Source organism: Burkholderia sp. Bp9099 (genome assembly GCF_003857805.1).
Taxonomy (GTDB): domain Bacteria; phylum Pseudomonadota; class Gammaproteobacteria; order Burkholderiales; family Burkholderiaceae; genus Burkholderia.
Genome location: NZ_QTPU01000019.1, coordinates 66,469 through 78,600, shown reverse-complemented (window position 1 = coordinate 78,600; position 12,132 = coordinate 66,469). Strand labels below are relative to the sequence as shown.

Genomic DNA, 12,132 nt, shown 5'->3' with positions numbered 1-12,132 from the left:
GCGGCGCGCCGTCAGTGGGCGGCGCGCGTCACCGGCGGGCGTGCCGCGTGCAGGGCGGCAGCCCGCTCTTCGATCAAGCGGCCGCGCGCGGACAACCGCAACCAGTGCCGCAGCGCGATCAGCGCGCCGATCACGCTCATCATCGAACCCGGAATCCACAGCAGCAGGCCGCCGATCTGCTGGTCGCGCAGCGGGCTGAGCCACGTGAACGCGCGTCCGCAGATCGAGTAGATCGGATACAGCTCGTGCGGCGTGAAGAAGATCAGCGCGCCGAGCGCGATCTGCGGCGGAATCGCCGCGACGACGATCAGGATCCGGCGGCCCGGCGACAGCCGCGCGGGCGGCGCGGGACGCGGATCGACGACGAGCCACCAGAACAGCAGCCCGTCGATCACCATGCTCCAGTTCATCACGCGATACAGGCGCCAGTCGAGCATCGCGACGAAGTGGATCGGCGACAGCAGCCAGAAATAGATCAGCCCGACGAACAGCACGACCGCGACGACCGGATGGAACACCACGTCGAGCGTCGCGCGCACGGGTGCCCACGCGAGCGCGGGGCGCACGAAGCGCTGCCGCCAGCGAAACGGAATGCCCGCGCGGATCGCGGCGCCCGGGTAGGCCAGTGCGATGAAGAACGGCCCGAGGTGATGCAGCACCAGGTGCTGTGCGCGGTGCAGGAAGAATTCGTGCTCGAAGAAGTAGTCGAGCCGCGTATGCAGCGCGATGTAGAGCGCCGTCAGCCCGAGCCAGAACGAGAACTGCCGCAGCGGCGACACCTTCGCCTTCTTCACGCCGCGCGCGAACAGCACGGCGGCCGTCAGCACCGCGATGACCACGGTCGGCGACGGTTCCCACGGATCGAGCCAGTACAGGACGTTCATCGCGCGCGCATCACTTCGCCTGGGCCGGCGACTTCACGGCGAACGGCGTGTCGACCGTTTCGCCGTCGGAGAACTTCAGGCGCAGGCGCACGGTGTCGCCGGGCTTGATCGCGTGCTTCGGTTCCTCGAGCATGAAGTGATAGCTGCCCGGCGCGATGTCGACCTTGCCGCGCGCGGGGATCGTCAGCTTGTCGACCATTTCCATCTTCTGCGTCGAGCCGTTCGACACGGTCTGGTGCAGCATCGCCATCCCGTAGTCGGGGCTGTCGACGTCGACCAGATCGACCGGCTTGTCGCCCGTGTTGACGAGCGTCACGTAGCCGCCCGCGGGCAGCCGGTTCGGCAGCCAGCGCACCCATGCATTCTGCGCGGTGATCGCGCCCGCGGCACAGGCTTGCGCAGCGGTGCACAGCGCGGCGAGGAGGGCGAGCGTCTTGAGGGTCGTCTTCATGTCGGAGATGTCGGAGTTCGGAATTCAGGAGGAGGTGGAGGCAGTGTCGATGATCCGGCGTACATCGGCGGCGATCGCGTCGGGCGAATCGCGGTCGGTCGCGAGCAGGCGCGCGCGGCCGTTCGCGTCGAAGATGTACACGGCCGAGCTGTGCGTGACTTCGTAGCCGCCGGACGGGTCGCGTTTTTCCATCTGGTACGCCACCCGATAGCGTTTCGCGAGCGATTCGATCTGGCCGTCGGTGCCGGTCAGGCCGCGCGCGTGCGCGGCATCGAACGCGGCGACGTACGACTGCATCGCCTGCGGCGTGTCGCGCGCGGGATCGACCGAGACGAACAGGATGCGCACGCCGTTCGCCTGCGGGCCGAGCTTCGCGAGCACTTCCATCAGCCGCGCCATCGTTTCGGGGCAGACGTCGGGACAGTGCGTGTAGCCGAAGTAGACGAGCGCGATGCGGCCGCGAAACGCGTTCGCGTCGACCGTGCGGCCGTCGCCGCCGGTGAGCGTGAACGACAGGTCGGGCAGGTGGCCCGTGACGTTGGTCAGGCGCCAGCCCGGCTCGTCGTGCGTGCAGGCCGCGAGCGCGACGGCGGCGGTCAGCGCCGCGGCCGCGCGGACGAGGCGGGTCAGGCTGAGGAAGCGCCAGTGCGGCGCGGGACGGGCAGACGACATCCTGGGGCTCGATCGGACGGAACGGTCGTCGGCCGGCGCGGCGCCATGCGTCGCGCGGCCGGCGGTTGCCGACTGTAGCGCAATTCCCGCGCCCGCGTCCTTTCGAAACCCGTACGGCACGGGCGAGCGGGGCAATATGTCGCAGTTGACGCGGACGGCGGCGCGAGGCAAGCCCCGCACCGGTTTCGCCCATCTCGGTACGCAGGCGCGGTAAGATGCGCACAATTCCATTCTCGCAGCGGCGGCCCCCGCGTTGGCAGGCCGCTCTCAGACCATCGAATCGATGCAATCCGTTCCGGCTTCCCTGTCCCTGACCGATACCGCGTTCTTTTTCGACTTCGACGGCACGCTCGTCGAGCTGGCGCCGACGCCCGACAGCATTCACGTGCCGGCGTCGCTGCTGACGCTGCTCGATGAACTGCGGCGCCGTTCGCACGGTGCAGTCGCCATCGTGTCGGGTCGCGGCATCGACAACCTCGACACGTTCCTGAACATGCCGGACCTGCCGATCGCCGGCCTGCACGGCGCCGAGCGGCGCGACGCGAACGGCGACACGCAGCGCATCGGCTTCAACGACGAACGGCTGCTGCGCATCGAGCGCGAGCTCGCGGCCGTCGTCGACCGTCATCCGGGCATGCTGCTCGAAATCAAGGGGGCGGCCGTCGCGCTGCACTACCGCAACGCGCCCGAGCGTGAGCCGGCCGCGCGCGCGGCGGCCGAGCGCCTCGTCGCCGAATATGCGGATGCGTACGTGCTGCAGCCCGGCAAGATGGTGTTCGAGATCAAGCCGAAGGGTGTCGACAAGGGGCGCGCGCTGGCCGCGTTCCTCGACGAGCCGCCGTTCGCAGGCCGCGTGCCGCTGTTCGCGGGCGACGACCTGACCGACGAGAAGGGATTCGCGGTGGTCAACGCGCGCGGCGGCCTGTCGATCAAGGTCGGCGCGGGCGAGACGTCGGCCCGCACGCGGCTCGACTCGGTCGACGCGCTGCACGCGCAGATCGCCCGCTGGCTTGGCGCGGAGCTGCAGGGCGCATGAGTCGACTCATCATCGTTTCGAACCGCGTCGCCCCGATTTCGGAAGGCGAGCCGGCGGCGGGCGGTCTCGCGATCGGCGTCTACGATGCGCTGAAGGAGACGGGCGGCATGTGGTTCGGCTGGAGCGGCGAGGTGGTCGCGTCCGGTGCGCCGCAGATCCGCATCGAGGAGCGCGGCCCCGTGACGTTCGCGACCGTCGGGCTGTCGCGCCGCGATTACGACCAGTATTACCGCGGTTTCTCGAACGCGACGCTGTGGCCCGCGTTCCATTACCGCGCGGACCTGATCCAGTACGACCGCCACGAGTTCGACGGCTACGGCCGAGTGAACGTCTGGCTCGCGCAGCAGCTCGTGCCGCTGCTGCGGGACGACGACGTGATCTGGGTGCACGACTATCACTTGATCCCGTTCGCGCGTGCGCTGCGTGCGGCCGGCGTGAAGAACCGCATCGGCTTTTTCCTGCACATTCCGTTTCCGGCCGCGCAGGTGCTCGTCAACGTGCCGCCGCATCGCGAGCTCGTCGAGTCGCTGTGCGCGTTCGATCTGCTCGGCTTCCAGACCGAGCCGGACCTGCGCGCGTTCTGCGACTACATCGAGTTCGAGGCCGGCGGCGAAGTGGCGCGCGAAGGGCACACGGTGCGCGTGAGCGCGTTCGGCAACACGCTGCGCGCGGCCGCCTATCCGATCGGCGTGTATCCGGACGAGATCGCGTCGCTCGCGCAGGCGGGCGAGCACGGCAAGGCCGCGCGCATGGCCACGTCGCTGCGCGGGCGCCAACTGATCATGAGCGTCGACCGGCTCGATTATTCGAAGGGGCTCGTCGAGCGGTTCCGCGCGTTCGAGAAGCTGCTGGAGCACCAGACCTCGATCCGCAACCGCGTGTCGTTCCTGCAGATCGCACCGTCGACGCGCGCCGATCTGCGCGCGTACCAGGACATCCGCCTGCAGCTCGAAGCGGAGTCGGGGCGCATCAACGGCCGCTATGCGGAGCTCGACTGGGCGCCGATCCTCTACATTCACCGCCAGTACGATCGGCAGGTGCTGGCCGCACTGTATCGCCTCGCCCGCGTGGGCTTCGTGACGCCGCTGCGCGACGGGATGAACCTGGTCGCGAAGGAGTACGTGTCCGCGCAGAATCCGGACGATCCGGGCGTGCTGGTGTTGTCGCGCTTCGCGGGCGCCGCGCGCGAGCTGACGGGCGCGTTGATCGTCAATCCGATCGACATCGACGGGATGGCCGATGCGCTGTCGCAGGCGCTGACGATGCCGCTCGCGGAGCGGCGCGCGCGTTATGCGGACATGATCGCGCAGCTGCGCGAAAACAACGTGTCGGTGTGGCGCGACAACTTCCTGCGCGACCTGCAGCGCGCGTAATCCGCGTGCAGCGCGGCGACGGTCGCGCTGCGCCATGAAAAAACCGCCGTGCTTCGCGCACGGCGGTTTTTTTATCGGCTGCCAGGACGGGATGCTGCCTGGGCGGCGTCAGGCCACGCGTTCGCCGGTCGGCGCGGTGCCGTCGGGGGCGTGATGGCGGCCGTGCTGCTTTGCGAGCAGGTCGCGGTACAGGCCCGGACGATTGCGCAGCACGTCGGGGCTGCCGTCGTCGATCACCTTGCCGTTGCTCATCACGATGATCCGGTCGAAGTTGCGCAGCGTCGACAGCCGGTGCGCGATCGCGATCACCGTGCGGCCGACCATCAGGCGGTCGAGCGCACTCTGGATCGCTTCCTCGGATGCGCTGTCGAGTGCGGACGTCGCTTCGTCGAGCAGCAGGATCGGCGCGTCCTTCAGGATCGCGCGCGCGATCGCGATGCGCTGGCGCTGGCCGCCCGACAGTTTCACGCCGCGGTCGCCGACGATCGTGTCATAGCCTTCCGGCATCGCCTCGATGAACTCCGAGCAGCGGGCGTCGCGCGCGGCGGCGAGCACTTCCTCGCGGGTCGCCTCGGGGCGGCCGTACGCGATGTTGTCGTAGATGGTCCGGTGCAGCAGCGAGATGTCCTGCGGCACGAGCGCGATCGCATGGCGCAGGCTGTCCTGCGTGATCGCCTTCACGTCCTGGCCGTCGACCATCACGGCGCCGTCCTGCGTGTCGTAGAAGCGCTGCAGCAGCGCGAGCACGGTCGACTTGCCGGCGCCCGACTTGCCGATCAGGCCGACGCGCTGGCCCGGTTCGATATGGAGATCGAAGTGGTCGAGGATTGCGCGGCGATGCGGATACGCGAACGTCACGCGTTCGAAATCGACGCGGCCGCCCTTGGCCGACAGCGGCTGCGCGTCGGAGCGGTCCGGCATCCCGTGCGGCTCGAGCAGCGTCTTCACGGCTTCGGACAGGCGTGCAACGTGCTGCGTGACGTCGACGAGCGCGACGGCGAGGTCGCGGGTGCCGTGCAGGATCGTGAAGCCGAGCGAGCTGACGAGCACGATGTCGCCCGAGGTCGCGCGGCCCTGGTCCCACAGCCACAGCGCCCAGCCGAGCAGGCCGGCGGACAGCATCGCGGTGATCACCGCGTGCAGCAGGCGCAGCTTCTCGAGGTAGAACAGGCTTTGCTGGCGCGCGTCCATCTCGGCCTTCACCGTCGCGCCGAAGCGCTTCTGTTCGCGCAGCGTCATCCCGAATGCGCGCACGAGGCCCATGTTGCCGATCACGTCGACGAGCTCGCCGTCGACCGCGGCGGCCTTCGACGCGAACGCGTGATGGCGCGCGGAGCCGCGCCCGGCGAGCTTGAACAGCACGACGGAGAGCACGGCCGAACAGCCGAGCAGGCCGGCGGCCATCAGCGGGTTCACGACGATGATCATCAGGATCGCGCCCATCACCGCGATGCACGGCGGCAGCACGTTCCACGCCATCGTGTTCTCCGACGTATAGACGGCGTTCGACGTGGCGGTGATGCGGCTCGCGAGCGTGCCCGGCTGCTTTTCCGAGTAGTAGGTCGGCGAATGGCCGATCAGGTACTGGAACAGGTCGCGCCGCAGGTCGCCGGTGACCGCGACGAACGTGTGCGCGGCGGCCCAGCCGCCGACGCGCCACAGCAGGTTGTCGGCCGCGATCAGGCCGACGAGCAGCGCGAACGCGCTCCACAGCGGGCCCGGATGATGGCGCCCGGTCGCGAGCACGTCGATCAGGTGCTTGATCGCGTATTGCGAGCCGAGCGCGCAGCCGACGGCGGCCAGCACGCTGCAGAGCACGACCAGGTGCGCGACCGGATGCAGGCGGATGTAGCGGAACAGGAACGCGATCGGCCGATGCGCGTAGCTCGACAGCTTCGCGTTGTGGGCGTTGCGCTGGGCAGGGGTGAGAGATTCCAAAATATGCGTGCGGTGATTCGGTGGTTGAGCGGATCGTCAGGATCGCAGCCCACGGCCGCCCGGACTGAATAATCCGGCATTGTAAACAAGGCCGTGCATTGCGCAGCGCGAATCTTGCCTTGGTCAGGGGCGCGCGATCAATTTTGAGATAAAATCCGGCATCCGTCCTGCCGCGTGCACCGGAATCACGATGCCGGCCGTGGCGGATGACTCGGAACGCCAAAAAGAGCCTTCCACTCTAGAACGGACACCCAAGTCCGCGGGTTGCAAAGTGTTGCGCCTTTGTAACAAAGCAAAGAGTTTGAAATGTTGTGCGCCGTATCGGGATTAACCCTAGATAATCGGCTCCGGGTTCGATTCCAGGTTTTTACGAACCCCTGTCAACGGGTCTTCGTTTCAAACGTTCTATGCCTGTCGCGTCGCCGACGCTCCTTGAGCAGCGCGGGTTCGACGCCCCCGGCAGGCTGATTCGTCCGATTTTTCGGATGAAATGCATCCAGCCCGGACCGCCGGCAGGTTGCCGACCCATACCTGGTTTTTAGCCGATTTTTTAGGAGTTACGCATGCGAATCGCCCAAATCGCTCCGTTGCACGAAGCGGTGCCCCCGAAACTGTACGGTGGTACCGAGCGAGTGGTGTCCTACCTCACCGAAGCACTTGTCGAGATGGGGCATGACGTCACGCTCTTCGCGAGCGGCGATTCGCAAACGTCGGCGAAGCTCGAAGCGTGCTGGCCGCAGGCACTGCGCCTCGACCCGACGATCCGCGACGTGATGGCTCCGCATATGCTGCTCCTCGAGCAGGTGCGCCGCCGCGCGGAAGAGTTCGACGTCCTGCACTGCCACATCGACTACTACCCGTTCTCGCTGTTCTCGCGCCAGCCGGTCCCGCATCTGACGACGATGCACGGCCGTCTCGACCTGCCGGAACTGCAGCCGATCTTCAATGCGTTCAGCGACGTGCCGGTCGTGTCGATCTCCGATAACCAGCGTATCCCGCTGCCGCAGGCGAACTGGCTGTCGACCGTGTACCACGGCCTGCCGGAAAACCTGCTGACGCCGATCCCGAACGTGAAGCCGAGCTACCTCGCGTTCCTCGGCCGCATCTCGCCGGAAAAGCGCGTCGACACCGCGATCCGCATCGCCGAGCAGGCCGGCCTGCCGATCAAGATCGCCGCGAAGCTCGACAAGGCTGACCGCGCGTACTACGAAGAGAAGATCAAGCCGCTGTTCGCGCTGCCGCACGTCGAGTACATCGGCGAAATCAGCGAGTCGGAAAAGACCGAATTCCTGGGCAATGCGCACGCGCTGCTGTTCCCGATCGACTGGCCGGAGCCCTTCGGCCTGGTGATGATCGAGGCGATGGCGTGCGGCACGCCGGTGATCGCGTTCAAGCGCGGCTCGGTGCCGGAAGTGATCGAGAACGGCGTGTCGGGCTTCGTCGTCGAAGACGAACTGTCGGCCGTCGCGGCGCTCAAGCGCCTCGATACGCTGCCGCGCGAGAAGGTGCGCGCCGCGTTCGAAGCCCGTTTCTCGTCGAAGGTGATGGCGCAGAACTATGTGAAGGGCTACGAGGAACTGCTGCGCCAGAAGCGCCGCACCGTCCTGCGCGAAGTCAACGCAGGCTGATGCCGGGCCGCCGGCCGCACCGCGGCTGAGGCCCCGTCATCGACGCCCCGTCCGGGTCTCCGGCGGGGCGTTGTCACATCTGCGGCGCGGATCTGTTGTATTCTCGCCGCGCCCGGCGCCACGAACGGCCGCGGAAGCGGTCCGGCACGCCATCCGGCCGTCTGTCCAGACGGTAATGTCCCTATAATGGCCGTGCCGTGAAATCCGGCCCCGCACGAACATCGAGAGGAGAGCAGTCTTGGCGAGAACGAAAACCACGCGCGCAGCACCGGCCCCCGGCGCCGGCGTGATCTTCGCGTTGCGCGCGATCGGTCTCGTGCTGCTCGCGCGCTGGCTGTTCTCGATGTCCCAGATGGGCTATCGCGCGTCGCTGTCGGCGATGGTGTCGTCGCCCTGGGCGTTCGTCTATCTCGTCCTGATCTTCCTGCTGCTCGCGCTGCCGGGCGCCGTCGCGCGCGCCGAGCGGCCGTTCCATCCGCTGCCGCAGTGGCTGCGCCAGGCGCTGCGGGTCTTCGCGCTGATCGGTTTCCTGTTCGCCGTGTGGTCGATCGGCGCATTCGCGTGGGCGGCCGGCTGGCGCCGCGCGCTGCACGCGGTGACGGCGACCAACGGCTGGCTCGTCGCCGCGCCGGCGCTGTATGCGGCGATCGTCTGGATGTGCCGCCCGCGGCCGCTGTGGCGCACCAACGTGGCCGCGCGCCGCTTCGCGGTCGGCCGCTACGCGATCTCGCTCGACACGCTCACGCGTACCGCGATCGTCTGGATGGAGAGCCGCAAGGTCGGTCAGTACGACGCGCGCGAACTGTCGGTGCGCTGGCCCGGCCGGGTCGCGCCCGCCGCGGGCGAGCAGGGTGCGCAGCCGGCCGCCGTGCCGCCGCGTCGCGGCAGCCTGTTCCGGCGGCCGAAGGTGGAGCTGCTGTGGGATTCGCCGGCGGCCGTCGGCCATAACCGGCAGATCGTGATGCGCGCGCCGCTCGCGACCGAGGGCGACCGCGTCGCGGTGCTCGCGCTCGACGCGGCGCTCAAACAGATCGTCTGACAAGGCCTGCGCGGCGCGCGGGCGACAAGGAGGCGCAATGATCGTCCGCTGGTTGCTGGCAGCCGTTCACCTGATGGCATTCGGCGTCGCGTTCGCCGCGATCGCGGGACGCAACCGTGCGCTGCGCCGGGTCATCGCGTCGGCGCAGGCCGCCGACCTGCCCGGCGTGTTCAAGGCCGACGCGGCTTGGGGATTGTCCGCGCTGGTACTGATCGCGACCGGGCTCACGCGCGCATTCGGCGGCTTCGAGAAGGGCTCGGCGTACTACCTTCATGAGCCGCTCTTTCACCTCAAGATGACCGCGCTCGTGCTGATCCTCCTGCTCGAGATCGTGCCGATGCTCGGGCTGATCCGCTGGCGCATCGCCGCGCGGCAGCAGCAGATGCCCGATCTGGGCCGCGCACGGACCTATGTGCGGATCGGCCACTGGCAGGCCGTGCTCGTGATGGTGATCGTGCTCGCCGCGTCGGGGATGGCGCGGGGGATTGGGGCGGCCGGCTAGGTCTGGCCGACTAGGCCCGGCCGGCCGCGCATGCCGACCGGGCGGACCCGCCGCCCGTTTCGTCCCGCGCTCAGCGCACGAGGCAGGGGCGCTTGTTGTTGAACGTCCACCCCGGAATCAGATACTGCATCGCGGCCGCGTCGTCGCGCGCGCCGAGCCCGTGCTGCTTGTACAGTTCGTGCGCGACCGCGACCGCCTCCATGTCGATGTCGATGCCGAGGCCCGGACGCTTCGGCACTTCCACGAGCCCGTTCTCGATCTTCAGCGGCTCGCGCGTCAGCCGTTCGCCGTCCTGCCAGATCCAGTGCGTGTCGATCGCGGTGACATGGCCGGGCGCGGCGGCCGCGACGTGCGTGAACATCGCGAGCGATACGTCGAAGTGGTTGTTCGAATGCGAGCCCCACGTGAGGCCCCAGTCGCGGCACATCTGCGCGACGCGCACCGAGCCCTGCATCGTCCAGAAGTGCGGATCGGCGAGCGGGATGTCGACCGCCTGCAACTGCACCGCGTGGCCCATCTGGCGCCAGTCGGTCGCGATCATGTTGGTGGCCGTCGGCAGCCCGGTCGAGCGGCGGAATTCGGCCATCACCTCGCGGCCCGAATAACCGTTCTCCGCGCCGCACGGATCTTCCGCATACGCGAGCACGTGATGCAGGTCGCGGCACAGCCGCACGGCCTCGTCGAGCGACCATGCGCCGTTCGGATCGAGCGTCACGCGCGCTTCGGGGAAGCGCTCGGCAAGCGCCGTCACGGCGTCGACCTCGCGCGCGCCTTCGAACACGCCGCCCTTCAGCTTGAAGTCGTTGAACCCGTAGCGCGCATGCGCGGCTTCGGCGAGGCGCACGACCGCCTCGGGCGTCAGCGCGGCTTCGTCGCGCACGCGGGTCCAGTCGTCCGTCGCGCAGCGGCCGTCGCGATAGGGCAGCGCAGTTTGCGTGCGATCGCCGATGTAGAACAGATAGCCGAGCATCTCGACGCGCTCGCGCTGCTGCCCTTCGCCGAGGAGGGCAGCCACGGGCACGCCGAGATGCTGGCCGAGCAGGTCGAGCAGCGCGGCTTCGAGCGCGGTGACCGCGTGGATCGTGGTGCGCAGGTCGAAGGTCTGCAGGCCGCGGCCGCTCGCATCGCGGTCGGCGAAGGTGCACCGCACGTCGTTGAGCACCGCATGGTAGTTGCCGACCGGCTGACCGACGACGAGCGCGCGCGCGTCCTCCAGCGTGCGGCGGATGCTTTCGCCGCCCGGCACCTCGCCGACGCCGGTCCGGCCCGCGCTGTCCTTCAGGATCACGAGGTTGCGGGTGAAGAACGGGCCGTGCGCGCCGCTCAGGTTGAGCAGCATGCTGTCGTGGCCGGCGACCGGAATGGCTTGCAGGTCGACGATGCGCGGCGTGTCATGGGAAGGCGAGGCAGTGACGGCGTTCATGGCGGCGGTGGCAAAAGAGTGGGCAATGCCGTGCGGCAAAATCTTTGCTGCGCGCGGCGGGAGGTGCGATCATTCGACAACCGACGTGCGCGGTGCGCAAGCCCCGCATGTCGACAGCAACCCGAAAGGATGGGGGCGACCCGCTCGATGCCGGTGTCGCGACAGGCCGGAGCACGCGCGCAAGCGCGCTTCGATCGGTCCCGAAACCGGGCGCCGGCAGCCGCGCAGAAGCGCGAATGCCGGCCGATCGCGAACCACGGGACCGGGCAGTGCTGGAGCGCCAGCCTCGGTCGACAGGAGATCCGTGTCGCGATCATCAGTCGTCGGATGACTTGTGACGCAGTATAATGAATCATCGGCGTTCGCTCAAACCCCGCGTAAACCCTCGGCTCACATTACGATCATTCAAAAAGGAACCGGCCTCATGTCCGTGCCCACGCTTCCCGCAGCGCCGCGCCGTCGCGCACGCAGCCTCGCACAAGATGTCGTCGACGCGCTGACCGCGCAGATCGAAAACGGCACGCTGCGTCCCGGCGACAAGCTGCCGACCGAAACCGAAGTCATGGCGGCGCAGGGCGTCAGCCGCACGGTCGTGCGCGAAGCGATCTCGCGGATGCAGGCGAGCGGCCTCGTCGAGACGCGCCACGGCATCGGCAGCTTCGTGCTCGAGCCGGCGCGCCGGCAGACGCTCGGCATCGATCCCGCGACCATCACGACGCTGCGCGACGTGCTGGCGGTGCTCGAGCTGCGCATCAGCCTCGAAAGCGAATGCGCGAGCCTCGCCGCGCAGCGCGCGAACGATACCGACCTCGCCGCGTTGCGGCGCGCGCTCGACGCGATTGCGTCGGGGGCGGGCGGCGGCCGTGACACGGCACCACTCGATTTCCAGTTCCACCTGCAGATCGCGCAGTCCACCGGCAACCGCTATTTCGTCGACATCATGACGCAGCTCGGCGCGTCGATCATTCCGCGCACGCGCGTGAATTCGGCGCGCTTCGCCGGCGACGACCTCGAGCGCTATGTCGGCCGGCTCAATCACGAGCATGAAGACATTTACGAGGCGATCGCGCGTCACGACCCGGAAGCCGCGCGCGCCGCGATGCGCACGCACCTGACCAACAGCCGCGAGCGGCTGCGCCGTGCGCACGAAGCGGCCGAGGCGGAACGCGACACGCAGGCCAGCTGA

The 12,132-nt window shown here is 68.4% G+C and carries 11 protein-coding genes; 6 read left to right on the top strand and 5 right to left on the bottom strand.

Annotated elements, in window-relative coordinates; all coding sequences use genetic code 11:
* Positions 1-11: 11 nt before the first annotated feature.
* Genes DIE17_RS22485 through DIE17_RS22475 form a run of 3 tightly spaced genes read right to left on the bottom strand, consistent with a single transcriptional unit; the run spans position 12 to position 2,007 of the window.
* Positions 12-884, bottom strand: a complete 873-nt coding sequence (locus tag DIE17_RS22485; protein ID WP_124521357.1) for a cytochrome c oxidase assembly protein — start codon at positions 882-884, stop codon at positions 12-14.
* Positions 885-894: 10 nt separating this feature from the next.
* On the bottom strand, positions 895-1,335 hold the full coding sequence (locus DIE17_RS22480; protein ID WP_124521355.1) for a copper chaperone PCu(A)C: 441 nt from the start codon (positions 1,333-1,335) through the stop codon (positions 895-897).
* 24 nt (positions 1,336-1,359) lie between these two features.
* Positions 1,360-2,007 (bottom strand): SCO family protein, encoded by a 648-nt coding sequence (locus DIE17_RS22475; protein WP_124521353.1) that lies wholly within the window; start codon positions 2,005-2,007, stop codon positions 1,360-1,362.
* Positions 2,008-2,290: 283 nt separating this feature from the next.
* On the opposite strand from DIE17_RS22475, the gene otsB reads away from it, so the two are divergent.
* Both otsB and otsA read left to right on the top strand, forming a co-directional pair.
* Positions 2,291-3,043, top strand: coding sequence for a trehalose-phosphatase (gene otsB, locus DIE17_RS22470; RefSeq protein WP_124487418.1), 753 nt, complete (start codon positions 2,291-2,293; stop codon positions 3,041-3,043).
* Positions 3,040-4,416, top strand: a complete 1,377-nt coding sequence (otsA, locus tag DIE17_RS22465; RefSeq protein WP_124521351.1) for an alpha,alpha-trehalose-phosphate synthase (UDP-forming) — start codon at positions 3,040-3,042, stop codon at positions 4,414-4,416. The genes otsB and otsA overlap by 4 nt, the downstream gene beginning before the upstream one ends.
* A gap of 108 nt (positions 4,417-4,524) precedes the next feature.
* On the opposite strand, the gene DIE17_RS22460 is transcribed toward otsA, so the two are convergent.
* The gene (locus DIE17_RS22460) at positions 4,525-6,354 is read right to left on the bottom strand and encodes an ABC transporter ATP-binding protein (RefSeq protein WP_044844743.1); all 1,830 of its coding nucleotides are present in this window, start codon (positions 6,352-6,354) and stop codon (positions 4,525-4,527) included.
* 563 nt (positions 6,355-6,917) lie between these two features.
* Here DIE17_RS22460 and DIE17_RS22455 point away from each other — a divergent pair.
* From DIE17_RS22455 to DIE17_RS22440, 3 genes are all read left to right on the top strand, one after another.
* The gene (locus DIE17_RS22455; RefSeq protein ID WP_044844742.1) at positions 6,918-7,982 is read left to right on the top strand and encodes a glycosyltransferase family 4 protein; all 1,065 of its coding nucleotides are present in this window, start codon (positions 6,918-6,920) and stop codon (positions 7,980-7,982) included.
* A 238-nt stretch (positions 7,983-8,220) separates the two neighbouring features.
* Positions 8,221-9,021 (top strand): hypothetical protein, encoded by an 801-nt coding sequence (locus tag DIE17_RS22445; protein ID WP_124487414.1) that lies wholly within the window; start codon positions 8,221-8,223, stop codon positions 9,019-9,021.
* Positions 9,022-9,058: 37 nt separating this feature from the next.
* Positions 9,059-9,523, top strand: a complete 465-nt coding sequence (locus DIE17_RS22440; protein WP_124521349.1) for a DUF2214 family protein — start codon at positions 9,059-9,061, stop codon at positions 9,521-9,523.
* A gap of 70 nt (positions 9,524-9,593) precedes the next feature.
* Here the strand turns inward: DIE17_RS22440 and gudD are convergent, their stop codons facing one another.
* The gene (gudD, locus tag DIE17_RS22435; protein ID WP_124521347.1) at positions 9,594-10,946 is read right to left on the bottom strand and encodes a glucarate dehydratase; all 1,353 of its coding nucleotides are present in this window, start codon (positions 10,944-10,946) and stop codon (positions 9,594-9,596) included.
* A 424-nt stretch (positions 10,947-11,370) separates the two neighbouring features.
* On the opposite strand from gudD, the gene DIE17_RS22425 reads away from it, so the two are divergent.
* Positions 11,371-12,132 (top strand): FadR/GntR family transcriptional regulator, encoded by a 762-nt coding sequence (locus DIE17_RS22425; protein WP_124487410.1) that lies wholly within the window; start codon positions 11,371-11,373, stop codon positions 12,130-12,132.

Bases quoted from the DNA above. Each gene is read 5' to 3' on its own strand.
- DIE17_RS22485 (WP_124521357.1), bottom strand. From the start codon at position 884: ATGAACGTCCTGTACTGGCTCGATCCGTGGGAACCGTCGCCGACCGTG.
- DIE17_RS22480 (WP_124521355.1), bottom strand. From the start codon at position 1,335: ATGAAGACGACCCTCAAGACGCTCGCCCTCCTCGCCGCGCTGTGCACC.
- DIE17_RS22475 (WP_124521353.1), bottom strand. From the start codon at position 2,007: ATGTCGTCTGCCCGTCCCGCGCCGCACTGGCGCTTCCTCAGCCTGACC.
- otsB (WP_124487418.1), top strand. From the start codon at position 2,291: ATGCAATCCGTTCCGGCTTCCCTGTCCCTGACCGATACCGCGTTCTTT.
- otsA (WP_124521351.1), top strand. From the start codon at position 3,040: ATGAGTCGACTCATCATCGTTTCGAACCGCGTCGCCCCGATTTCGGAA.
- DIE17_RS22455 (WP_044844742.1), top strand. From the start codon at position 6,918: ATGCGAATCGCCCAAATCGCTCCGTTGCACGAAGCGGTGCCCCCGAAA.
- DIE17_RS22440 (WP_124521349.1), top strand. From the start codon at position 9,059: ATGATCGTCCGCTGGTTGCTGGCAGCCGTTCACCTGATGGCATTCGGC.
- gudD (WP_124521347.1), bottom strand. From the start codon at position 10,946: ATGAACGCCGTCACTGCCTCGCCTTCCCATGACACGCCGCGCATCGTC.
- DIE17_RS22425 (WP_124487410.1), top strand. From the start codon at position 11,371: ATGTCCGTGCCCACGCTTCCCGCAGCGCCGCGCCGTCGCGCACGCAGC.